At 61.5% G+C, this 19,100-nt stretch carries 23 protein-coding genes; 10 read left to right on the forward strand and 13 right to left on the reverse strand.

What is annotated here, in order from left to right; genetic code table 11:
- Positions 1–24: 24 nt before the first annotated feature.
- The 4 genes from ftsY to rpoH all read left to right on the forward strand — a co-directional run bounded on the left by ftsY (position 25) and on the right by rpoH (position 4,103).
- The gene (gene ftsY, locus CIB54_RS15150; protein ID WP_101220190.1) at positions 25–1,431 is read left to right on the forward strand and encodes a signal recognition particle-docking protein FtsY; all 1,407 of its coding nucleotides are present in this window, start codon (positions 25–27) and stop codon (positions 1,429–1,431) included.
- Entirely contained in the window at positions 1,428–2,099 is a 672-nt protein-coding gene (ftsE, locus tag CIB54_RS15155) for a cell division ATP-binding protein FtsE (protein WP_003213784.1), read from the forward strand. Before ftsY ends, ftsE begins: the two co-directional genes overlap by 4 nt.
- Positions 2,096–3,118: a permease-like cell division protein FtsX gene (gene ftsX, locus CIB54_RS15160; RefSeq protein WP_065949593.1), complete on the forward strand. Its 1,023-nt coding sequence runs from the start codon at positions 2,096–2,098 to the stop codon at positions 3,116–3,118. Before ftsE ends, ftsX begins: the two co-directional genes overlap by 4 nt.
- A 130-nt stretch (positions 3,119–3,248) precedes the next feature.
- Positions 3,249–4,103 (forward strand): RNA polymerase sigma factor RpoH, encoded by an 855-nt coding sequence (gene rpoH / locus CIB54_RS15165; RefSeq protein ID WP_003176698.1) that lies wholly within the window; start codon positions 3,249–3,251, stop codon positions 4,101–4,103.
- A gap of 130 nt (positions 4,104–4,233) precedes the next feature.
- On the opposite strand, the gene mtgA is transcribed toward rpoH, so the two are convergent.
- Positions 4,234–4,956, reverse strand: a complete 723-nt coding sequence (gene mtgA / locus CIB54_RS15170) for a monofunctional biosynthetic peptidoglycan transglycosylase (RefSeq protein ID WP_065949592.1) — start codon at positions 4,954–4,956, stop codon at positions 4,234–4,236.
- Between the two features lie 74 nt (positions 4,957–5,030).
- On the opposite strand from mtgA, the gene CIB54_RS15175 reads away from it, so the two are divergent.
- From CIB54_RS15175 to trmB, 4 genes are all read left to right on the forward strand, one after another.
- Positions 5,031–5,405, forward strand: a complete 375-nt coding sequence (locus tag CIB54_RS15175; RefSeq protein ID WP_065949591.1) for a DUF423 domain-containing protein — start codon at positions 5,031–5,033, stop codon at positions 5,403–5,405.
- 79 nt (positions 5,406–5,484) lie between these two features.
- Positions 5,485–5,685 carry a sulfur carrier protein ThiS gene (gene thiS, locus CIB54_RS15180; RefSeq protein WP_162515414.1) on the forward strand — a complete coding sequence of 67 codons (201 nt, stop codon included), beginning with the start codon at positions 5,485–5,487 and terminating at the stop codon, positions 5,683–5,685.
- Between the two features lie 54 nt (positions 5,686–5,739).
- Entirely contained in the window at positions 5,740–6,534 is a 795-nt protein-coding gene (locus CIB54_RS15185; protein WP_065949589.1) for a thiazole synthase, read from the forward strand.
- Between the two features lie 9 nt (positions 6,535–6,543).
- On the forward strand, positions 6,544–7,269 hold the full coding sequence (trmB, locus tag CIB54_RS15190; RefSeq protein ID WP_065949588.1) for a tRNA (guanosine(46)-N7)-methyltransferase TrmB: 726 nt from the start codon (positions 6,544–6,546) through the stop codon (positions 7,267–7,269).
- A gap of 145 nt (positions 7,270–7,414) precedes the next feature.
- Here the strand turns inward: trmB and CIB54_RS15195 are convergent, their stop codons facing one another.
- The 9 genes from CIB54_RS15195 to CIB54_RS15235 all read right to left on the reverse strand — a co-directional run bounded on the left by CIB54_RS15195 (position 7,415) and on the right by CIB54_RS15235 (position 14,139).
- The gene (locus CIB54_RS15195) at positions 7,415–7,738 is read right to left on the reverse strand and encodes a DUF3392 domain-containing protein (protein WP_003176691.1); all 324 of its coding nucleotides are present in this window, start codon (positions 7,736–7,738) and stop codon (positions 7,415–7,417) included.
- A gap of 19 nt (positions 7,739–7,757) precedes the next feature.
- Positions 7,758–8,960 carry a radical SAM family heme chaperone HemW gene (hemW, locus tag CIB54_RS15200; protein ID WP_101220192.1) on the reverse strand — a complete coding sequence of 401 codons (1,203 nt, stop codon included), beginning with the start codon at positions 8,958–8,960 and terminating at the stop codon, positions 7,758–7,760.
- Positions 8,957–9,553 (reverse strand): RdgB/HAM1 family non-canonical purine NTP pyrophosphatase, encoded by a 597-nt coding sequence (gene rdgB / locus CIB54_RS15205; RefSeq protein ID WP_101220193.1) that lies wholly within the window; start codon positions 9,551–9,553, stop codon positions 8,957–8,959. The genes hemW and rdgB overlap by 4 nt, the downstream gene beginning before the upstream one ends.
- A complete protein-coding gene (locus tag CIB54_RS15210) occupies positions 9,550–9,984 on the reverse strand; it encodes a DUF4426 domain-containing protein (RefSeq protein ID WP_065949585.1) in 435 nt (144 codons plus the stop codon). Before CIB54_RS15210 ends, rdgB begins: the two co-directional genes overlap by 4 nt.
- Before the next feature lie 21 nt (positions 9,985–10,005).
- Positions 10,006–10,626: a methionine biosynthesis protein MetW gene (gene metW, locus CIB54_RS15215; RefSeq protein WP_016972957.1), complete on the reverse strand. Its 621-nt coding sequence runs from the start codon at positions 10,624–10,626 to the stop codon at positions 10,006–10,008.
- A 25-nt stretch (positions 10,627–10,651) separates the two neighbouring features.
- Positions 10,652–11,794, reverse strand: a complete 1,143-nt coding sequence (gene metX, locus CIB54_RS15220) for a homoserine O-succinyltransferase MetX (RefSeq protein WP_065949584.1) — start codon at positions 11,792–11,794, stop codon at positions 10,652–10,654.
- A 193-nt stretch (positions 11,795–11,987) separates the two neighbouring features.
- The gene (locus CIB54_RS15225; RefSeq protein WP_057723513.1) at positions 11,988–12,575 is read right to left on the reverse strand and encodes a YggT family protein; all 588 of its coding nucleotides are present in this window, start codon (positions 12,573–12,575) and stop codon (positions 11,988–11,990) included.
- 25 nt (positions 12,576–12,600) lie between these two features.
- Complete coding sequence (proC, locus tag CIB54_RS15230; RefSeq protein ID WP_101220194.1) at positions 12,601–13,419, reverse strand: pyrroline-5-carboxylate reductase; 819 nt, start codon at positions 13,417–13,419, stop codon at positions 12,601–12,603.
- Between the two features lie 33 nt (positions 13,420–13,452).
- Positions 13,453–14,139: a YggS family pyridoxal phosphate-dependent enzyme gene (locus tag CIB54_RS15235; RefSeq protein WP_065949582.1), complete on the reverse strand. Its 687-nt coding sequence runs from the start codon at positions 14,137–14,139 to the stop codon at positions 13,453–13,455.
- A gap of 57 nt (positions 14,140–14,196) precedes the next feature.
- On the opposite strand from CIB54_RS15235, the gene CIB54_RS15240 reads away from it, so the two are divergent.
- Positions 14,197–15,231: a type IV pilus twitching motility protein PilT gene (locus tag CIB54_RS15240; RefSeq protein WP_101220195.1), complete on the forward strand. Its 1,035-nt coding sequence runs from the start codon at positions 14,197–14,199 to the stop codon at positions 15,229–15,231.
- Between the two features lie 136 nt (positions 15,232–15,367).
- Here the strand turns inward: CIB54_RS15240 and CIB54_RS15245 are convergent, their stop codons facing one another.
- On the reverse strand, positions 15,368–16,006 hold the full coding sequence (locus CIB54_RS15245) for a C40 family peptidase (RefSeq protein ID WP_065949580.1): 639 nt from the start codon (positions 16,004–16,006) through the stop codon (positions 15,368–15,370).
- A 249-nt stretch (positions 16,007–16,255) separates the two neighbouring features.
- Between CIB54_RS15245 and CIB54_RS15250 the strand changes: the two genes are divergently transcribed.
- A complete protein-coding gene (locus tag CIB54_RS15250; protein ID WP_065885354.1) occupies positions 16,256–16,684 on the forward strand; it encodes an NINE protein in 429 nt (142 codons plus the stop codon).
- Positions 16,685–16,825: 141 nt separating this feature from the next.
- On the opposite strand, the gene CIB54_RS15260 is transcribed toward CIB54_RS15250, so the two are convergent.
- Together CIB54_RS15260 and CIB54_RS15265 are read right to left on the reverse strand one after the other, a co-directional pair.
- Positions 16,826–18,097 carry a dihydroorotase gene (locus CIB54_RS15260; RefSeq protein ID WP_101220197.1) on the reverse strand — a complete coding sequence of 424 codons (1,272 nt, stop codon included), beginning with the start codon at positions 18,095–18,097 and terminating at the stop codon, positions 16,826–16,828.
- Entirely contained in the window at positions 18,094–19,098 is a 1,005-nt protein-coding gene (locus tag CIB54_RS15265) for an aspartate carbamoyltransferase catalytic subunit (protein ID WP_101220198.1), read from the reverse strand. The genes CIB54_RS15260 and CIB54_RS15265 overlap by 4 nt, the downstream gene beginning before the upstream one ends.
- Positions 19,099–19,100 lie beyond the last annotated feature (2 nt).

The following is a 19,100-nucleotide window of genomic DNA, read 5'->3' on the forward strand; positions in this document are numbered from 1 at the left end:
CGCTACCTTGAGATAGCCGTCTCCATGTTTGGTTCCAACGACGACAAGAAGACCCCAGCTGCGGCTGGCGAGAAAAAAGGCCTGTTCGGATGGCTGCGCAAAAAGCCGCAGGAAACCGTCGTCGAACAGCCGCAGGTTCAACCCGAACCTACCCCTGAGCCTAGAGTAGAAGCCGAGCCGGTTGCCGAAACACCGGCGCCGGTGGTGTTGCCGATTGCGGAGCCGGTGTTGCAGCCGGTGGTCGAGGCAGAACCTGCGCCTGAACCTGAACCCGAGCACAAACCGTGGCTGGAACTGCCGGTGGCCGAAGAGCCGGTGGCACTGGTTGAGGATGTGCAGGCTGAACACGTGACGCCGCCCATTCCTGTGGCGCCGCCGGTAGAGGTTGTCGTCACGGCACCCCCAGCAGTCGAAATGCCTGCTGAAATCCCTGCTGAAGTGCCAGCTGCAGTTGCCGTGCCTGCGGTCATCGAAGAGCCCGCCGCACCCGCCGAAACCAGTAAAACCGGCTTCTTCGCCCGCCTTAAACAGGGCCTGAGCAAAACCAGCGCCAGTATCGGCGAAGGCATGGCCAGCCTGTTCCTCGGCAAAAAGACCATCGATGACGAGCTGCTGGAAGACATCGAAACCCGCCTGCTCACCGCAGACGTGGGCGTAGAAGCCACCGCCGTCATCATCCAGAGCCTGACCCAGAAGGTCGCGCGCAAGCAGTTGACCGACGCCGACGCGTTGTACAAATCCTTGCAGGCCGAGCTGGCCGCCATGCTCAAACCCGTTGAAGCGCCGCTGGTGATTACGCCGAAGAAACCTTTCGTGATCCTGGTCGTGGGCGTCAACGGCGCCGGCAAGACCACCACCATCGGCAAGCTGGCCAAAAAGCTGCAAGGCGAGGGCAAGAAAGTCATGCTCGCCGCCGGCGACACCTTCCGTGCCGCTGCCGTCGAGCAGCTGCAAGTGTGGGGTGAGCGCAACAAGATCCCGGTGATCGCCCAGCACACGGGTGCCGACTCCGCTTCGGTGATCTTCGATGCCGTGCAGGCCGCCAAGGCCCGTAACATCGATGTGTTGATTGCCGACACCGCCGGTCGCCTGCACACCAAAGACAACTTGATGGAAGAGCTGAAGAAAGTCCGCCGTGTGATCGGCAAGCTCGACGCCGATGCCCCCCATGAAGTGCTGCTGGTGCTGGACGCCGGTACCGGCCAGAACGCCATCAGCCAGGCCAAGCAATTCAACCAGACGGTGCAACTGACCGGCCTGGCCTTGACTAAGCTCGACGGCACGGCCAAGGGCGGTGTGATTTTCGCCCTGGCCAAACAGTTCGGGTTGCCGATTCGTTACATCGGCGTCGGTGAAGGCATCGACGACCTGCGCACTTTTGAAGCCGAACCCTTTGTACAGGCACTGTTTGCCGAGCGGGAGCGTTCATGATTCGATTCGAACAGGTCGGTAAACGCTACGCCAACGGGCATGTGGGCTTGCATGAGCTGAGCTTTCGAGTACGGCGGGGCGAGTTTTTGTTTGTGACCGGTCACTCCGGCGCCGGTAAGAGCACGTTGCTGCGCCTGCTGCTGGCCATGGAGCGGCCGACCACCGGCAAGCTGTTGCTGGCGGGCCAGGACCTGGCCACCATCAGCAATGCGCAGATCCCGTTCCTGCGCCGTCAGATCGGCGTGGTGTTCCAGAACCACCAGTTGCTGTTTGATCGCACAGTGTTCAACAACATCGCCTTGCCCCTGCAGATTCTAGGGCTGTCCAAGGCCGAGATCGTCAAACGGGTGGATTCGGCGCTGGAGCGCGTGGCGTTGTCGGACAAGACCGACCTCTACCCCGGCGACCTGTCCACCGGCCAGCAACAGCGCGTGGGTATCGCCCGCGCCATCGTCCACCGCCCGGCCTTGCTGCTGGCGGACGAACCCACCGGTAACCTCGACCCGCGCCTGGCGGCCGAGATCATGGGGGTGTTCGAAGACATCAACCGCCTGGGCACCAGCGTATTGATCGCCAGCCACGACCTGGCCCTGATCGCCCGCATGCGCCACCGCATGCTGACCCTGCAACGCGGTCGCCTGATCGGTGACGGGGAGGCCGGCGTATGAGTGCAACACGCAGCCCTAAAGTATCCGAACGCGTGGCGCCGAAACCGGCCGACCCGCAACCGAAAAAGAAAAAGCGCGACGATGACGACGGCCCGGACTTTGGCACCCTGTTGCGTGCCTGGATCGAAAGCCACCGCGCCAGCCTGCTCGACAGTCTGCGCCGCCTGGGCAAGCAGCCGATCGGCAGCTTTTTCACCTGCCTGGTGATGGCCGTGGCCCTGAGCCTGCCGATGGGCTTGTCGTTGCTGCTTAATAATGTCGAGCGCCTGGGCGGTTCCTGGCAGCGCGCGGCGCAGATTTCGCTGTACCTGAACCTGGATGCCAGCACCCAGCAAGGCGAAGCGCTGCGCGACGATATCAAGAACATGCCGGGCGTGGCGGAAGCCGAATACATCAGCCGCGACCAGGCACTTGAGGAGTTCCAGCAACAATCCGGCCTCGGCGAGGCGCTCAAGGAGCTGCCGCAGAACCCGTTGCCGGGCGTGGTGCTGGTGACACCGAATGAGGTGGACAAGCCGGCTCTGGAAGCCCTGCGACAGAAACTTGCAGAGCTGCCCAAGGTGCAACAGGCCCAACTTGATCTAGTCTGGGTAGAGCGCCTGGCCGCGATCCTCAAGCTGGGCGACCGCTTCGTGTTCGGTTTGACGGTGTTGCTGGTGTCTGCATTACTTTTGGTGATAGGTAATACCATTCGTCTTCATATTGAAAACCGCCGCACCGAGATAGAAGTGATTAAACTGGTCGGCGGCACGGACAGCTATGTGCGTCGTCCTTTTCTGTACATGGGCGCGCTTTATGGCTTCGGTGCCGGGGTTTTGTCCTGGGGCTTGCTGGCTTTTGGCCTGGACTGGCTGAACGATGCGGTTATCGGGCTGGCCGGCTTGTACGGCAGCGATTTTGCCCTGGCGGGCGTGCCGGTAGCCGATGGCCTGAGCCTCTTGCTTGGCGCGGTGCTGTTGGGGTATATCGGTGCGTGGATTGCGGTCGCACGGCATTTACGTGAGCTGGCACCGAAATAGTTAATGTCAGGGTAATGTAGTTTCGTTTGTATTGACCTTGTCAGCAGTTTAGGGAACTTGTCCTACGGTTCCCCGGTCAATTTTCGCAGTGCTGAACTGCACGAGTTATGTGAGTCGGAGGTTTTTTCGTATGACCACTTCTTTGCAACCTGCTTATGCCTTGGTCCCGGGTGCGAACCTGGAAGCCTATGTGCACACGGTAAACAGCATTCCATTGCTGACGCCCGAGCAGGAGCGTGAACTGGCCGAGAGTCTCTACTATGAGCAGGATTTGGGGGCGGCTCGGCAGATGGTGCTCGCCCACCTGCGTTTTGTCGTACATATCGCCCGTAGCTATAGCGGCTACGGCCTGGCCCAGGCTGACCTGATCCAGGAAGGCAACGTCGGCCTGATGAAGGCTGTAAAGCGCTTCAACCCTGAGATGGGCGTGCGCCTGGTATCGTTTGCCGTGCACTGGATCAAGGCGGAAATCCACGAGTTCATCCTGCGCAACTGGCGCATCGTGAAAGTGGCGACTACCAAGGCCCAGCGCAAGCTGTTCTTCAACCTGCGCAGCCAGAAGAAACGCCTGGCGTGGCTGAACAATGAGGAAGTCCACCGTGTGGCCGAAAGCCTCGGCGTGGAGCCCCGTGAAGTGCGCGAGATGGAAAGCCGCCTGACCGGCCATGACATGGCCTTCGACCCGGCTGCCGAAGCAGACGACGACAGCGCCTTCCAATCGCCGGCCAATTACCTGGAAGACCACCGGTACGACCCGGCGCGTCAACTGGAAGATGCCGACTGGAGCGACAACTCCAATCACAACCTGCACGAAGCGCTGGAAGTGCTGGACGACCGCAGCCGTGACATTCTCTACCAGCGTTGGCTGGCGGAAGAAAAAGCCACGCTGCACGACCTGGCGCAGAAGTACAACGTGTCGGCCGAGCGGATCCGTCAGCTTGAGAAAAGCGCGATGAACAAGCTGAAGCTGTCGATCGCCGCCTAAACCTGCTGGCAGCACTGAGTCAAAATGTGGGAGGGGGCTTGCCCCCGATTGCAGTGGAACAGTCACTTAGATGTCGACTGATACTCTGCTATCGGGGGCAAGCCCCCTCCCACTTTTGTTTTGTGTTGTGTCAGTCGGACCAGGGGGCCTTGCGGGAGTTGTTCAGCTCAACCAGATAACCTTCGCCGCCCAGTTGACTCATCTGCTGGCGAATCCACGCCGCGCGCCGCGCCACATAGGCGGTCGGATGGCTGGCGCTCCAGACGCGCGGGTTCGGCAATACGGCCGCCAGATAGCTGGCCTGCTGCCGCGAGAGCCCCTTGGCGCTCACGCCAAAGTGATGCCGCGCCGCCGCTTCTGCGCCAAACACGCCCTCATCCCACTCCACGCTGTTGAGGTACACCTCAAGAATGCGCTGCTTGGGCCATAGCACTTCGATCAATCCGGTAAACCAGGCTTCCAGGCCCTTGCGCAGATAGCTGCGGCCGGTCCACAGGAACAGGTTCTTCGACACCTGCTGGCTCAACGTACTGGCTCCCCGGATCGAACCGCCGCGTTCGTTGTGCAGGATCGCTGCCTGGATCGCGCCAAAGTCAAAGCCCCAGTGCTGCGGGAAACGCTGGTCTTCACCGGCCATCACCGCCACTTTGAGGTCATCGGAAATCTCGTCCCACGGCACCCAGCTGCGCTGCAGGTCAATCGGCTCGCCGTCGATCCAGGATTCGACCTTGCGTTCCACCATCAACGCGGTGAACGGCGGCGGTACGACGCGAAACAGCAGCACCAGCAGCACACTGCCGATGGCGAACCATTTCAGGACGTTGAGAAAGCGTTTGAAGAGGACACGCAGCATAGAGATGGCTTGGCCGAACCCGTTGAGCGGGCCATTATACAGACCCTGCCCGATGAGTCTGACTGGAGTTCCTCATGCTGCGTAGCTTTCTGATGCTGGCTGCTTTTTTCGGTTTCACCGGTGTCGCCTTGGGCGCCTTCGCCGCCCACGGCCTGAAGAACCGCCTGAGCGCCGATTACCTGGCAATTTTCCATACCGGCGTGACCTATCAACTGGTGCACACCCTGGCTTTATTTGGGGTGGCCCTGCTGGCCGCGCATATTCCCGGGCGACTGGTCACCTGGGCGGGTGTTTCGTTTGTCGTCGGTATTTTGCTGTTCTCCGGCAGCCTGTATGTGTTGACGATGACCGGGATCAGCAAGCTGGGCATCATCACGCCGTTTGGCGGCCTGGCTTTCCTGCTCGGCTGGTTCTTCCTGGGCTTGGCGGCGTGGCGCTTGCAGCTTTGACCGCTTGACGCTTGGAGCTGACCTTCAGGTCCCAATCGCGTTAGAATGCCGGCCCCTAAAAACGATGGCGGCCCGTGGCATGCGCATTCAGTTGAACGGCGAACCCCTTGATCTGCCCGACGGTGAAACCGTTGCGGCCCTGCTGGCCCGCCTGGATTTGACCGGGCGTCGCGTCGCAGTGGAGCTCAACCTGGATATCGTCCCGCGCAGCCAGCACGAAGGCACCGCGCTCAGCGAGGGTGACCAGGTCGAAGTGGTCCACGCCATCGGCGGCGGCTAGTCGCCCCGGCTGTAACGCATTCTGCAGAACCTCACCCCATTACGAGGATTTCCCATGAGCATCGTTCGTAGCGACAAGCCCTTCGTCCTGGCCGGTCGTACCTACCCGTCCCGTCTGCTGGTCGGCACCGGCAAATACCGCGACATGGAAGAAACCCGTCTGGCCATCGAAGCCTCGGGCGCCGACATCGTTACCTTCGCCGTGCGTCGCACCAACCTTGGCCAGATCGCGGGCGAGCCGAACCTGCTCGAAGTGCTGTCGCCGCAGCGCTACACCTTTTTGCCGAACACCGCCGGCTGCTATGACGCCATCGAAGCCGTGCGCACCTGCCGCCTGGCCCGTGAGTTGCTCGACGGCCACAATCTGGTGAAGCTGGAAGTGCTGGCCGACCAGAAAACCCTGTTCCCCAACGTGATCGAAACCCTCAAGGCCGCCGAAACCCTGGTCAAGGAAGGCTTTGACGTGATGGTCTACACCAGCGATGACCCGATCATCGCGCGCCAGCTGGCAGAAATCGGCTGCATTGCGGTAATGCCGCTGGCCGGCTTGATCGGCTCCGGCCTGGGTATCTGCAATCCGTACAACCTGCAGATCATCCTTGAAGAAGCCAAAATCCCGGTGCTGGTGGACGCGGGCGTGGGCACGGCCTCCGACGCCACCATCGCCATGGAGCTGGGCTGCGACGCGGTGCTGATGAACTCGGCCATCGCCCATGCCCAGCAACCGATCATGATGGCCCAGGCCATGCAACACGCAATCGTCGCGGGCCGCCTGGCCTACCTCGCCGGTCGCATGCCGAAAAAACTCTATGCCAGCGCCTCTTCGCCGCTGGATGGTCTGATCAAGTAAGAGCTATTGATGACTGAATCAAACGAAACGCCGAACACCCTGGAAGCGGGCGACGAGTCCAAGCACCGCCGCATCAAGAGCTTTGTGATGCGCGCCGGTCGCATGACCGAAGGCCAGCAAAAGGGCCTGGAGCAAGGCACGCCTCTGTTCGTATTGCCGCTGGCCGACGCGCCGGTGGACTACGACCAGGTATTCGGCCGTTCGGCCCCGCGCTCCCTGGAAATCGGTTTCGGCATGGGGCATTCCTTGCTGGAAATGGCTGCGGCCGCGCCGGAGCAGGATTTCATCGGTGTGGAAGTGCACCGCCCAGGCGTCGGTGCGTTGCTTAACGGCGTGCTGACTCAGGGCCTGACCAATCTGCGGGTCTATGATTGCGACGCGATTGAAGTGCTCAACCGCTGCATCGCCGACAACAGTCTCGACCGGCTGATGCTGTTCTTCCCCGACCCCTGGCACAAGGCCCGTCACCACAAGCGTCGCATCGTCCAGGCTTCATTCGCGGAACTGGTGCGCAGCAAGCTGAAAGTGGGTGGCATCCTGCACATGGCCACCGACTGGGAACCGTATGCCGACTACATGCTGGAAGTGATGAACGTCGCCCCCGGCTACCGCAACCTGGCCGAAGACGGCAAATGCGTACCGCGCCCGGCGGAGCGCCCGATCACCAAGTTCGAACGCCGTGGCGAGCGGTTGGGGCATGGGGTGTGGGATTTGAAGTTCGAGAAGCTGGCCTGAGACCCGCTTCCGAATTTGAAATGCAGTAAAAATGTGGGAGGGGGCTTGCCCCCGATAGCGGTGTATCAGTCAAAGATTGGGTGACTGATCCACTGCAATCGGGGGCAAGCCCCCTCCCACAGTTGGTTTTGTGTTGGGCTTGAGATCAGCGGCGGTCGGCGACTACGCCGATCAACACCAGCACCACCACCAACACCGGGGCCAGGCTGTAGTTATTGAACTGGCTCAGCCCTCGCACAATCCACGGTGTGGCGTAGATCAACGCCGCGCCGCTGCCGATCATGCACAGCAGGGCCATCAAGGGCACGCGCAACGCACCGGCAATGCTGCCCAGGCGGGCTTCGACCCAGCCCTTGATGTCGGCGCCGAACAGCACCAGCAGACAGCCGACCAGGGCCAGGGAGATTTCCGACAGGTTGCTACGGCTCCAGCGGGATACGGTGGCGAGCAGGTCGAGTACCAGGTCCATTTGATTTCCTTAAAAAGCGTCAGCTCAAAAACGTCTGCAACAGGTCATTGAGAAAGAGTTGCCCGCGGTCGGTCGCCGCCAGGCGTGACGGTTCGACCTGCATTAAGCCACTTTGTTCTGCCTCGCGGCGCCCTTCGTCGAGGCTCGCCAGGTCAAGCCCGGTGCGCTCGGCATAGAGCCTGGCGTCGACCCCTTCAGTGAGGCGCAGGGCGTTCATCAGGAACTCGAACGGCAGCTCTTCGTTGGTCAGCTCTTTCGCCCCGGCCTGGAAGCTTTTGGCCGGGTTGAGGTAGTCCTTAGGTGCGCGGGTTTTCCAGGTGCGTACGATGCGCCCGTCGGGGTGGCTGAGCTTGCCATGGGCGCCGGCGCCGATACCGATGAAGTCGCCAAAGCTCCAGTAATTGAGGTTATGCCGCGCCGGCCGTCCCGGTTGGGCGTAGGCCGACACTTCATATTGCTGGTAGCCGTGCTCGGCGAGCAGCGCCTGGCCGGCTTCCTGGATATCCCACAGCGTATCGTCTTCGGGCAGCGCGGGCGGCTGGTTCCAGAAGACGGTATTGGGTTCCAGGGTCAGTTGGTACCAGGACAAGTGCGTCGGTTTGAGCGCAATCGCCTGGCGCAGGTCGCCCAGGGCGTCGTCAAGGGACTGGTTGGGCAGGCCGTGCATCAAGTCCAGGTTGAAGTTATCGAACCCGGCCTGGCGCGCCATACCAGCGGCGCGCACCGCTTCGTCGCCATTGTGGATACGGCCCAGGGCTTCAAGCTTCTCTTGCTGAAAGCTCTGGATCCCGATGGACAGGCGATTGATCCCCAGCTTGCGGTACGCCACGAACTTCTCTTGTTCGAAGGTGCCTGGGTTGGCTTCCAGGGTGATTTCGATATCGCCGGCAAACGGGATGCGCGCTTGCACGCCTTTGAGCAGGCGCCCCAGCGCGTCAGCGCTGAACAGGCTGGGCGTGCCGCCGCCGAAGAAGATCGAGCTCAGCTTGCGGCCATGGACCGCGTGCAGGTCTTGATCGAGATCGGCGAGCAACGCGTCCACGTACTCTTCTTCCGGCAATACTTTGCTTGCGGTATGGGAGTTGAAGTCGCAATACGGGCATTTGCGCACACACCACGGAATGTGGATGTACAACGCCAGGGGCGGCAGCACAGGCAAGGCCGCCCGGGGTGTTTGCGCGCCACCGTGGATCAGCGGCTGCGCAGAGGTGTTCTGGGTCATTTCAAGCCCAAGCGCTGGCGCAGTAACGCCATGGCGCGGGCGCGGTGGCTGATCTGGTTCTTGTCGGCCGGGCTCAATTCGGCGCTGGAGACATTGCGCTCCGGCACCCAGAACAGTGGGTCGTAGCCAAAGCCATGCTCACCGCTGGCGGCATGCAGGATACGCCCGTGCCACAAGCCTTCGCACAGGATCGGCAGCGGGTCATCGGCGTGTCGCACCAGGGCCAGCACGCAGACAAACTGTGCGCCACGCTCGGCGTCGGGCACGTCCTTGAGGGCGTCCAGCAGCTTGGCATTATTGGCCGCGTCGCCCTTGCCATCGGCATAGCGTGCCGAATAAATACCCGGCGCGCCGCCAAGGAAATCCACCGCCAGGCCCGAGTCATCCGCCAGGGCCGGCAGGCCGGAGATACGTGCGGCGTTGCGCGCCTTGAGGATGGCGTTCTCGACGAACGACAAGCCGGTTTCTTCCGGTTCTACCTGGCTGAACTCGCCAATCGAACGCAGTTGCACGGATTCACCGAGCATGGCCTGCAGTTCCTTGAGTTTGCCGGCGTTATGGCTGGCCAGTACGAGTTGGGTAAGCTTCATCATTCGGCCGGGAACAGTTCTTGGTTGAATTGGAAGCCGTGGGCTTTGCCACCGGTTTCAACGTTGATGGTAAACGTCTTGTATTCCCGCTGGGTCACCGAATAGGGCGCGAGGTAGCTGATCCCGCCTTTCTCTTCGATTTGCTTGAAGGTCAGGATCTCGCTTTTGCCGCCCAGGTCCTTGATGGTACCGGTGACCTGGGCTGCGACCGGTGTGACGCCCTTGATCACCGTCACATTGATCAAACCCTTCTCTTTGCTGCGCACTATGCCGACGTCTTGAGCGGTCTCGGGTGGCAGAAAACTGGAGGTAAAGGTGTTGTAGTGAACCGTGATATCGCCGAAATCTTTCTTGCGGTTAGCGTCGATAGCGTCCGCAGCCACGGCGTTGGCGCCCAGGCAGGCGGTCAGTAGAAAAACAGCCAGACGATTCATGAGCGTCCCTCTTGATAATGATTAGACGGCAATCTTGTGGTCGGTCAGGCCAGGACTGCTGACCCGGTAGATACCGATTTCGCCCAACAGGTTGGGCCATAGCTTACTCGCCCAGCCGTGGCGGTGCTGTTGATCGACGGCAAGGCGGTTGATCACCTTGGCTTCACGCTCGCCACACAGGGCTTCGAAGTCTTCGAAAGTGCAAAAGTGGATGTTCGGCGTGTTGTACCAGGTGTACGGCAGGAAGTCCGACACCGGCATGCGACCCTTGGTGGCCAGGTACCAGCGGCAGCGCCAGTGACCGAAGTTGGGGAAAGTGATGATGCATTGGCGGCCGACGCGCAGCATTTCGTCAAGGATACGGTCCGGGTAGTGCACCGCTTGCAACGCCTGGGTCATCACCACGATGTCGAAGCTGTTGCTGGCAAAGTTGCCGAGGCCCTTGTCCAGGTCCTGCTCGATCACGTTGATGCCCTTGGCCACGCACTGGGCGATGTTGTCCGGGTCGTTTTCCAGGCCGTAGCCGGTGACTTGCTTGTTGTCGCGCAGCCAGCTCAGCAACTCGCCATCGCCGCAGCCCAGGTCGAGCACGCGACTGCCGGCGGGGATCCAGTCTTGGATGATTTCCAGGTCGGCTCTCATGGCGTTCTCCCAAAGCGTAAGCAATTCATATAAGCGCTATTCGGTTCATGTAATTGCTGAACGCCTGCAAGTAACGGGGGATCGGAATCAGGAAGGCGTCGTGGCCCTGCGGTGCATCGATCTCCAGATAGCAGACGTCTTTCTTCGCAGCCATCAGGGCGTCCACCAGTTCGCGCGAGCGCGCCGGCGAGAAGCGCCAGTCGGTGGTGAACGACATGACGCAGAACTTGGCCGTGGCGTGCTCGAAGGTTTTCGCCAGGTCGTCGTCATGGTTCGCGGCCGGGTCGAAGTAGTCCAGCGCCTTGGTCATCAGCAGGTAGGTATTGGCGTCGAAACGCCCGGAGAACTCCTCGCCCTGATAACGCAGGTAGCTTTCCACCTGGAACTCGACGCTGTGGAAGTCGTAATTGAGCTTTTCGCTCTTGAGCCCACGGCCGAATTTTTCGCCCATGGAATCATCGGACAGGTAGGTGATGTGCCCGACCATCCGCGCCAGCATCAGGCCGCGCTTGGGGATCACGCCGGCTTCCTGGAACGAACCACCGTGGAACTCGGGGTCGGTGAGGATGGCCTGGCGCGCCACTTCGTTGAAGGCAATATTCTGCGCCGACAACTTGGGGGCCGAGGCGATTGCGAGGCAATGACGCACGCGATCCGGGTAGGTGATGGTCCATTGCAGGGCCTGCATGCCGCCCAGGCTGCCGCCGATCACGGCGGCCCATTGGTCGATGCCCAGCAGGTCGGCGAGGCGTGCCTGGCTGTGCACCCAGTCCTCCACGGTCAGCACCGGGAAGTCGGCGCCGAAGGGCTTGCCGGTTTCCGGGTTGAGGCTGCTGGGACCGGTGGAACCGTTGCAGCCGCCGAGGTTGTTCAGGCTGACCACGAAGAACTTAGTGGTGTCGATGGGCTTGCCGGGGCCGATGCAGCTGTCCCACCAGCCGGGCTTGCGCTCGTCGACGCTGTGGAAGCCCGCGGCGTGATGGTGGCCGGACAAGGCGTGGCAGATCAGCACGGCGTTGCTCGCCGTGGCATTCAGTTGGCCGTAGGTTTCGTAGATCAGGTCGTAGGCTGGCAGCGAACGGCCACAGGCCAGGGCCAGCGGTTCGCTGAAGTGCGCCACTTGAGGCACGACCAGTCCAACGGAATCGGGGGGGAAGGCAGTTGGCATCGACCCTGCTCTCGTTTAAATGAGGCGTAAGTCTAAAGAGCGGGGGACCCAGCGGCAAGCAATGGCCTGCATCAGTAGACGGATACAAAATGTGGGAGGGGGCTTGCCCCCGATAGCAGTGGATCAGTCAGCTTATTTGTAACTGACCCACCGCAATCGGGGGCAAGCCCCCTCCCACATTTTTTAGCGCATTTCAGATAAGGCCGAACAGCTCTTTAGGCATGAACGCATAGAACGCCAAACGCGGAATCACCCAGCTCTGAATCAGTTGGATCGCGATGAACGCGAAGATCGGCGAAATATCCAGCCCGCCCAGGTTCGGGATCAGGCGACGGAATGGCGCCAATACGGGCTCGGTGATCTGATACACCAGCTCGGCACCCGGACTGCGGCTGCCCGGTGCGACCCAGGAAAGGATCACGCTGATGATCATCGACCAGAAGATGATCTTCAAAAACAGCGAGAAAATGCCAATCAGCGCCCATGGCAGCAGCAGCACCGTGAAGGCCTGGTAGCCGTTGAGCATCAGGATCACCACAAACAGCAGGATCTGCAACAGCAGTGCCAGTACCAGCGACGACATGTCCAGCCCGAACAGGCTCGGGATCACCCGGCGCAGCGGCTTGAGCAGGGGTTGGGTGGCCTTGACCACGAACTGGCACAGCGGGTTGTAGAAGTTCGCCCGCACCAGTTGCAGGATAAAGCGCATCAGCACGATCAGCAGGTACAGGCTGCCCAGGGTCTGGATGATGAAGACGGCAGCGTCATTGATTCCGAGCATGTTTGATTACCTTGGTAAGGGACGACTATTTGCCCAGTTGTTCGGCCATTTCGGCTGAACGATGTGCCGCGGCACCCAGTGCTTTTTCCACCAGGGCTTCAAAGCCCCCGGCCTGGAACGATTCGATGGCGGCGTGTGTGGTGCCGCCCGGGGACGTTACCCGACGGCGCAGTTCAGCCGCATCCACGTCGCTGGACACCGCCATCTTCGCGGCGCCCAGGGCGGTCTGCTCGGCCAGTTGCTCGGCAACGTCGGCGGGCAGGCCCAGTTTCACGCCGGCGGCGGTCATGGCTTCGATCAACAGAAAAAAGTACGCCGGACCGCTGCCGGAAACGGCGGTGACCGCGTCCAGTTGCTGCTCATGCTCCAGCCACAGAGCGATGCCCACGGCGGATAACAGTTGCTGGGCTTGATCACGCTGCGCGGCGCTGACGTCGGCGGTGGCGTACAAACCGCTCACGCCCTGGCGCAACAACGACGGAGTATTCGGCATGCAGCGTACGATCGGCTGGGCGCCGAGCCAGTTGTTCATGCTGGCGCAGGTGATACCGGCAGCGATGGACACCACCAGTTGATGGGCCTGCAGGCTCGGGCGCAAGCTTTCGCACACGGCTTTCATGGCCTGGGGCTTGACCGCCAGCAGGATCACGTCGACGCCTTCGATGGCCTCGGCGTTGTCGGCAAAGGTTTCAATGCCGTGTTCGGCGCTGACACGGGCACGGGTCTCGGCGCCCGGGTCGCTGGCGCGAATCTGCGCAGCTTCCAGGCCCTTGGCCCGCAGGCCGCCGATCAGGCTGGCCGCCATGTTACCGGCGCCGATAAAGGCAATACGCATGTCTTTCATGACAGGTCCTTAGCTAAATGAACGTCAGCCATTTCACGGCTGGCCGTAGTCACGGGCACCAAACAGCGCGGTACCGATCCGCACCCAGGTGGCGCCTTGAGCGATGGCCGACTCGAGGTCGTGGCTCATGCCCATGGAAAGTGTGTCGAGCGCCAGGGCCAGGCTGCCTTGCAGCTCGCGCACCGCGGCGAACGCTGCATCTTGCGCAGCGCGATCTTCAGTCGGTTCGGGGATCGCCATCAAGCCCCGCAGCTTCAGGCGCGGCAGGGCGCTGATGGCGTTGGCCAGGGCCGGCAGGTCGGCGGGCGTACAGCCGGACTTGCTGGCTTCGCCACTGACGTTGACCTGGATGCAGATATTCAGCGCAGGCAGGTCGACAGGGCGTTGTTCGGACAGGCGTTGTGCGATTTTCAGGCGGTCCACGGAATGCACCCAGGCGAAGTTCTCGGCGATCGCGCGAGTCTTGTTCGATTGAATGGGGCCGATGAAGTGCCAACTCAAGGGCAGGTCGGATAATTGCGCCTGTTTGCCCAAGGCTTCCTGCAGGTAGTTTTCACCAAAATCATGCATCCCTGCGGCATAGGCTTCGCGTACGGCTTGCGCCGGTTTGGTCTTGCTCACCGCCAGCAGGTGGATGCCGCTTGCGTCACGCTGCACGGCGTCGGCGGCGGCGCGGATGCGCTGGCTAACCAAGCCGATGTTGTCTGCTATCGTCGACATTCAAGTTGCGCCCGTGGATATGGAGTCCGCGGCATTCTACTGGAAATGGAAAGCCCTATGGATATCACTGAATTACTGACTGCCAGCGTGCGCCGTGGCGCTTCCGACCTGCATCTGTCGGCCGGCCTTGCGCCGATGTTGCGCATCGATGGCGAGGTCTGGCCGCTGGATTGCCCGGTGTTGGCCGGGTCGCAGGTAGCGGATTTATTGAGCCCTTTGCTCAACCAGTACCAACAAAAGGATTTCGAAACATCTCTTGAAACAGACTTTGCCTTCGAGCTGCCCGGCGTGGCGCGCTTTCGCGTGAATGTGTTCCAGCAGGAGCGGGGAGTGGGGGCGGTGTTTCGCACTATTCCCAGCGACATCCAGAGCCTGGAAAGCCTTGGCCTGGGCGAGGTATTCCAGCGTATCGCGCAGCTGCCGCGCGGCCTGGTGCTGGTGACCGGGCCCACCGGCTCAGGCAAGTCCACCACCTTGGCGGCGATGATCGATTATCTGAATCGGCATCGACGCCAGCACATTCTCACGCTGGAAGACCCCATCGAGTTTATCCACAGGCCGAAAATGGCGCTGATCAACCAGCGCCAGGTGCATCGCGATACCCACAGCTTCTCGGTGGCGCTGCGCTCGGCATTGCGCGAAGACCCGGACGTGATCCTGGTGGGCGAACTCCGTGACCTGGAAACCATCCGCCTGGCGCTGACGGCCGCTGAGACGGGGCATCTGGTGTTTGGCACCTTGCACACCACCTCGGCGGCAAAGACGGTAGACCGGCTGGTGGACGTGTTCCCGGCCGGGGAAAAGGCCATGGTCCGCTCGATGCTGTCGGAGTCGCTGCAGGCGGTGGTCTCTCAGTTGCTGGTCAGGAAGATCGGCGGCGGACGTGTCGCGGCTCACGAAATCATGCTGAGCACGCCGGCTATTCGTAATCTGATCCGCGAAGACAAAGTGGCGCAGATGGTCTCGGCGATCCAGACCGGCGGGGCGTTGGGGATGCAAACGCTGGATATGCGCTTGAAGGCGCTGGTGAACGAGGGGGTAATCAGCCCAGAGGAGGCGCGGGAGAAGGCGAGGGTGCCGGCAGATATATAGCTCGCAAGACCAACACAAAACAAATGTGGGAGGGGGCTTGCCCCCGATAGCGGTGTATCAGCCAATGAATCTGTTGACTGATACTCTGCCATCGGGGGCAAGCCCCCTCCCACATTTACTGCATTTGAGCCTGGGATCAGCGCTGCACGATCCGCAGGGTGTTGTTCTGCTCTTTGGGCAGCACCCGCTTGGCGATCACATAGTTCTTGTCCCAGAACGGCTTTTTCAGTGTATCGATGCTCACCGACTTGCCACGACGCGGCGCGTGGATAAAGCGGTCGTTACCCAGATAGATGGCAACGTGGTTGACCTGGCGGCTCTTGAGCTTGAAGAACAGCAAATCGCCCGGCTTCAGGTCTTTGCGATCGACTTTCAAGCCGTGGCCGGCCGCCATGGCGTTGGACGTACGCGGTAAATCCACCGCCTTGACGTCGTTGAATGCATATTTTACCAGGCCGCTGCAGTCGAACCCTTTACTTGGGCTGCTGCCGCCCCAACGATAAGGAGTACCGAGCACGTTCACGGCGCGGCTGAGGACATTGCTGCTCTGCTTGGTGTTCACGCCCAGCTGGGTGGAAAGCACTTTGCCGTGGGCCTTGCTCAGTTGAGTCGGGCGGCTGACGGTGGGCTTTGCCGATTTGGCGGTGCTGGGCGTGCTATGAACTTTGGGAGTAAAACCGTTAACGTTTGGAAGACGTTGCTCACGATTGGTGGCGTGGGCGGCCAGTGGCATTAATAGGCAAATGGTTAGCCATGTCTTGATAAATGGTCGCATTAGGCGTGGCTCATATGGGTTTGCGCGCAACTTTATAACAGCTTTTTGTGCTGTTCTCAGGCCGTTTGTCGACTGAACCTTGGGGTCAAATTCGGAAAAAACGCGACGATTAGCCGCAATTGTCCTACACAAGTCAGGTGGCATAAGGGTTTGAGGGCAGAACGATACCATTTACCGTGCGTCGGGCGCCCGTAAAAAAGTCACAAAAAAAATGAACAAATTTATCTATTGAGTGAAAAGAGGTCCTTCATGAACACCTATCAACAGGTTGCTTCGCAGCAAGACACCCACAGCAAGGTGATCGGTTACCTGCTATGGATTTTCGGTTTCACCGGAGCGCATCGCTTCTATTACGGCAAGCCGGTCACCGGGACGATCTGGTTTTTCACCTTCGGCCTGCTGGGTATTGGCTGGCTGATCGACCTGTTCCTGATCCCGGCGATGGACCGTGAAGCCGACCTGCGTTTTACCGCCGGGCCCATCGAATACAACGTGGCCTGGATTCTGTTGGCGTTCCTGGGTGTGTTCGGCGTGCACCGGATGTACCAGGGCAAATGGATCACCGGCCTGATCTACCTGCTGACCGGCGGCTTGTTCCTGATTGGGGTGCTGTACGACTTCTGGACGTTGAACAGCCAGGTTTCGATCCGCAACGCCGAGCGCAATGGCGGACGCTGATCTCTCGGCCACATAGAGAACCACATGTGGGAAGGGGCTTGCCCCCGATTGCAGTGTGTCAGCCAATAGATTTGGTAGCTGACACTCCGCCATCGGGGGCAAGCCCCCTCCCACATTTACTGTGCCCACTTGAGAGCTGTCTCAAGCCTGGTAGCTGATCCGCCCATCCACCAGTGTGTAGCGCACCGTGGCCGGCAGGCTGTGGCCGATGAACGGGCAGTTTTCGCCTTTGGACAGCCAGTGTTCCCCGGCCACCGTGGAGCTCGCCGGGTCAAACAGCACCAGGTCCGCCGCCGAACCCACCGTCAACTTACCCGCCGGCAGGCGTAAGGCCTCGGCCGGGCCCGCGCTCAGACGGGCCAACAGCGTAGGCAGGTCCAGCAGGCCATCCTCCACCAAGGTCATTGCCAACGGCAGCAGCAACTCGACACTGCTGATGCCTGGCTCGGTGGCACCAAACGGCGCCAGCTTGGCATCGCGCTCGTGGGGCTGGTGGTGGCTGGAGATCGCCGAGACCACGCCTGACTTCACCGCCGCACGCAAACCCTCACGATCGGCCAGGGTACGCAGCGGCGGTTGCACGTGGTAGAGGCTGGAGAAGTCGATCAGCGCCTCATCGGTCAGGATCAACTGGTACAGCGCCACGTCCGCCGTCACCGGCAAGCCACGGGCCTGGGCCTGGGCGATCAGGGCGACGCCGCGGGCGCTGGTCAACTGGCTGAAATGCGCGCGTACGCCGCTTTGTTCCACCAGCAACAGGTCACGGGCCAGGGCCACGGTTTCTGCGGTTTCCGGGATGCCCGGCAAGCCGAGGAAGCTGGCCACCGCGCCTTCATGGGCCAGGCCGCCTTCAGCCAGGTCGCGGTCCTGGGAATGAAAGATCACCGTCAGGTCGAACGTGGCCGCGTATTCCAGGGCCCGGCACAGGGTGCGCGTGCTGCGAAAGCTCTCCAGGCCGTTGCTGAACGCCACGCAACCGGCGTCGCGCAAGGCGATCAGTTCAGCCAGTTGCTCGCCCTCCAGGCCTTTGCTCAGCGCGCCCACAGGGTACACTTTGCAGTTGCCCGCTTCACGGGCGCGGTCGAGGATCAGCTCGGTGACCGCCGAGGTGTCCAGGACCGGCTTGGTGTTGGGCGGGCAGCACAGGCTGGTTACGCCACCGGCGGCGGCGGCGCGGGTTTCGCTGGTGATGTTGCCTTTGCGGCTGTAGCCCGGCTCGCGCAGGGCGACGTTGAGGTCCACCAGCCCAGGCGCTGCGATCAGGCCTTTGGCGTCGATGCTTTCGACTGCGCTGAAGCCTGCGGGCGCGGCACCGATGGCGATAATCTTGCCGGCGTCCAGGTGAAGGTCGGTAACGTGATCCAGGCCGCTGGCCGGATCGATGACTCGGGCGCCGAGAATGCTGAGCTTCACTGGGCGTTCTCCTGCTCGAATTGACGTTGCGCGGTTTGCCCGCTCATGGCCATGGACAGCACGGCCATGCGGATGGCGATGCCGTAGGTCACCTGGTTGAGAATCACCGACTGCGGGCCGTCGGCCACCGCCGATTCGATTTCCACCCCTCGGTTGATCGGGCCCGGGTGCATCACGATTGCATCCGGCTTGGCGCCGGCCAGGCGCGCGGTGGTCAGGCCGAACAGGCGGTAGAACTCGCCCTCGCTGGGCAGCAGGCCACCCGCCATGCGTTCGCGTTGCAGGCGCAGCATGATCACCACGTCCACATCCTTGAGGCCTTCGGCCATGTTGGTATAGACCTTCACGCCGTACTGCTCGATGCCGATGGGCAGCAGCGTTTTCGGGGCGATCACACGAATGTCCGGGCAGCCCAGGGTTTTCAGGGCCAGCATGTTCGAGCGCGCGACCCGCGAGTGCAGGATGTCACCGACAATGGCCACCGAGAGGTTTTCAAAGCCGCCCTTGTGCCGACGGATGGTGAGCATGTCGAGCATGCCCTGGGTCGGGTGGGCGTGGCGGCCGTCGCCGCCATTAATGATCGCCACATTCGGGCACACGTGTTCGGCGATGAAATGCGCGGCGCCGGAGTCTCCGTGGCGGACCACGAACATGTCGGCGGCCATGGCCTCCAGGTTGCGCAGGGTGTCGAGCAGGGTTTCGCCCTTGCTGGCCGACGAGGTGGACACGTTCAGCGTGATCACGTCGGCCGACAGCCGCTGCGCCGCCAGTTCAAAGGTGGTGCGGGTGCGCGTGGAGTTCTCGAAGAACACGTTGCAGATGGTCTTGCCGCGCAGCAGCGGGACCTTCTTCACCGCCCGGCCACCGACTTCGAGGAACGAGTCGGCGGTGTCGAGGATTTCGGTGAGCAGTTCGCGGGGCAAACCATCGAGGGACAGGAAGTGTTGCAACTGGCCCTGAGCATTGAGCTGCAGCGGGCGCTTGGCATCTAGAGGCGTCATCG

Origin of the sequence: Pseudomonas fluorescens (assembly GCF_002837185.1) — a bacterium.
Lineage (GTDB): Bacteria > Pseudomonadota > Gammaproteobacteria > Pseudomonadales > Pseudomonadaceae > Aquipseudomonas > Aquipseudomonas fluorescens_AM.

Excerpts from the sequence above, each read along its gene's own strand:
- ftsY (WP_101220190.1), top strand. The coding sequence starts at position 25 with ATGTTTGGTTCCAACGACGACAAGAAGACCCCAGCTGCGGCTGGCGAG.
- ftsE (WP_003213784.1), top strand. The coding sequence starts at position 1,428 with ATGATTCGATTCGAACAGGTCGGTAAACGCTACGCCAACGGGCATGTG.
- ftsX (WP_065949593.1), top strand. The coding sequence starts at position 2,096 with ATGAGTGCAACACGCAGCCCTAAAGTATCCGAACGCGTGGCGCCGAAA.
- rpoH (WP_003176698.1), top strand. The coding sequence starts at position 3,249 with ATGACCACTTCTTTGCAACCTGCTTATGCCTTGGTCCCGGGTGCGAAC.
- mtgA (WP_065949592.1), bottom strand. The coding sequence starts at position 4,956 with ATGCTGCGTGTCCTCTTCAAACGCTTTCTCAACGTCCTGAAATGGTTC.
- CIB54_RS15175 (WP_065949591.1), top strand. The coding sequence starts at position 5,031 with ATGCTGCGTAGCTTTCTGATGCTGGCTGCTTTTTTCGGTTTCACCGGT.
- thiS (WP_162515414.1), top strand. The coding sequence starts at position 5,485 with ATGCGCATTCAGTTGAACGGCGAACCCCTTGATCTGCCCGACGGTGAA.
- CIB54_RS15185 (WP_065949589.1), top strand. The coding sequence starts at position 5,740 with ATGAGCATCGTTCGTAGCGACAAGCCCTTCGTCCTGGCCGGTCGTACC.
- trmB (WP_065949588.1), top strand. The coding sequence starts at position 6,544 with ATGACTGAATCAAACGAAACGCCGAACACCCTGGAAGCGGGCGACGAG.
- CIB54_RS15195 (WP_003176691.1), bottom strand. The coding sequence starts at position 7,738 with ATGGACCTGGTACTCGACCTGCTCGCCACCGTATCCCGCTGGAGCCGT.
- hemW (WP_101220192.1), bottom strand. The coding sequence starts at position 8,960 with ATGACCCAGAACACCTCTGCGCAGCCGCTGATCCACGGTGGCGCGCAA.
- rdgB (WP_101220193.1), bottom strand. The coding sequence starts at position 9,553 with ATGATGAAGCTTACCCAACTCGTACTGGCCAGCCATAACGCCGGCAAA.
- CIB54_RS15210 (WP_065949585.1), bottom strand. The coding sequence starts at position 9,984 with ATGAATCGTCTGGCTGTTTTTCTACTGACCGCCTGCCTGGGCGCCAAC.
- metW (WP_016972957.1), bottom strand. The coding sequence starts at position 10,626 with ATGAGAGCCGACCTGGAAATCATCCAAGACTGGATCCCCGCCGGCAGT.
- metX (WP_065949584.1), bottom strand. The coding sequence starts at position 11,794 with ATGCCAACTGCCTTCCCCCCCGATTCCGTTGGACTGGTCGTGCCTCAA.
- CIB54_RS15225 (WP_057723513.1), bottom strand. The coding sequence starts at position 12,575 with ATGCTCGGAATCAATGACGCTGCCGTCTTCATCATCCAGACCCTGGGC.
- proC (WP_101220194.1), bottom strand. The coding sequence starts at position 13,419 with ATGAAAGACATGCGTATTGCCTTTATCGGCGCCGGTAACATGGCGGCC.
- CIB54_RS15235 (WP_065949582.1), bottom strand. The coding sequence starts at position 14,139 with ATGTCGACGATAGCAGACAACATCGGCTTGGTTAGCCAGCGCATCCGC.
- CIB54_RS15240 (WP_101220195.1), top strand. The coding sequence starts at position 14,197 with ATGGATATCACTGAATTACTGACTGCCAGCGTGCGCCGTGGCGCTTCC.
- CIB54_RS15245 (WP_065949580.1), bottom strand. The coding sequence starts at position 16,006 with ATGCGACCATTTATCAAGACATGGCTAACCATTTGCCTATTAATGCCA.
- CIB54_RS15250 (WP_065885354.1), top strand. The coding sequence starts at position 16,256 with ATGAACACCTATCAACAGGTTGCTTCGCAGCAAGACACCCACAGCAAG.
- CIB54_RS15265 (WP_101220198.1), bottom strand. The coding sequence starts at position 19,098 with ATGACGCCTCTAGATGCCAAGCGCCCGCTGCAGCTCAATGCTCAGGGC.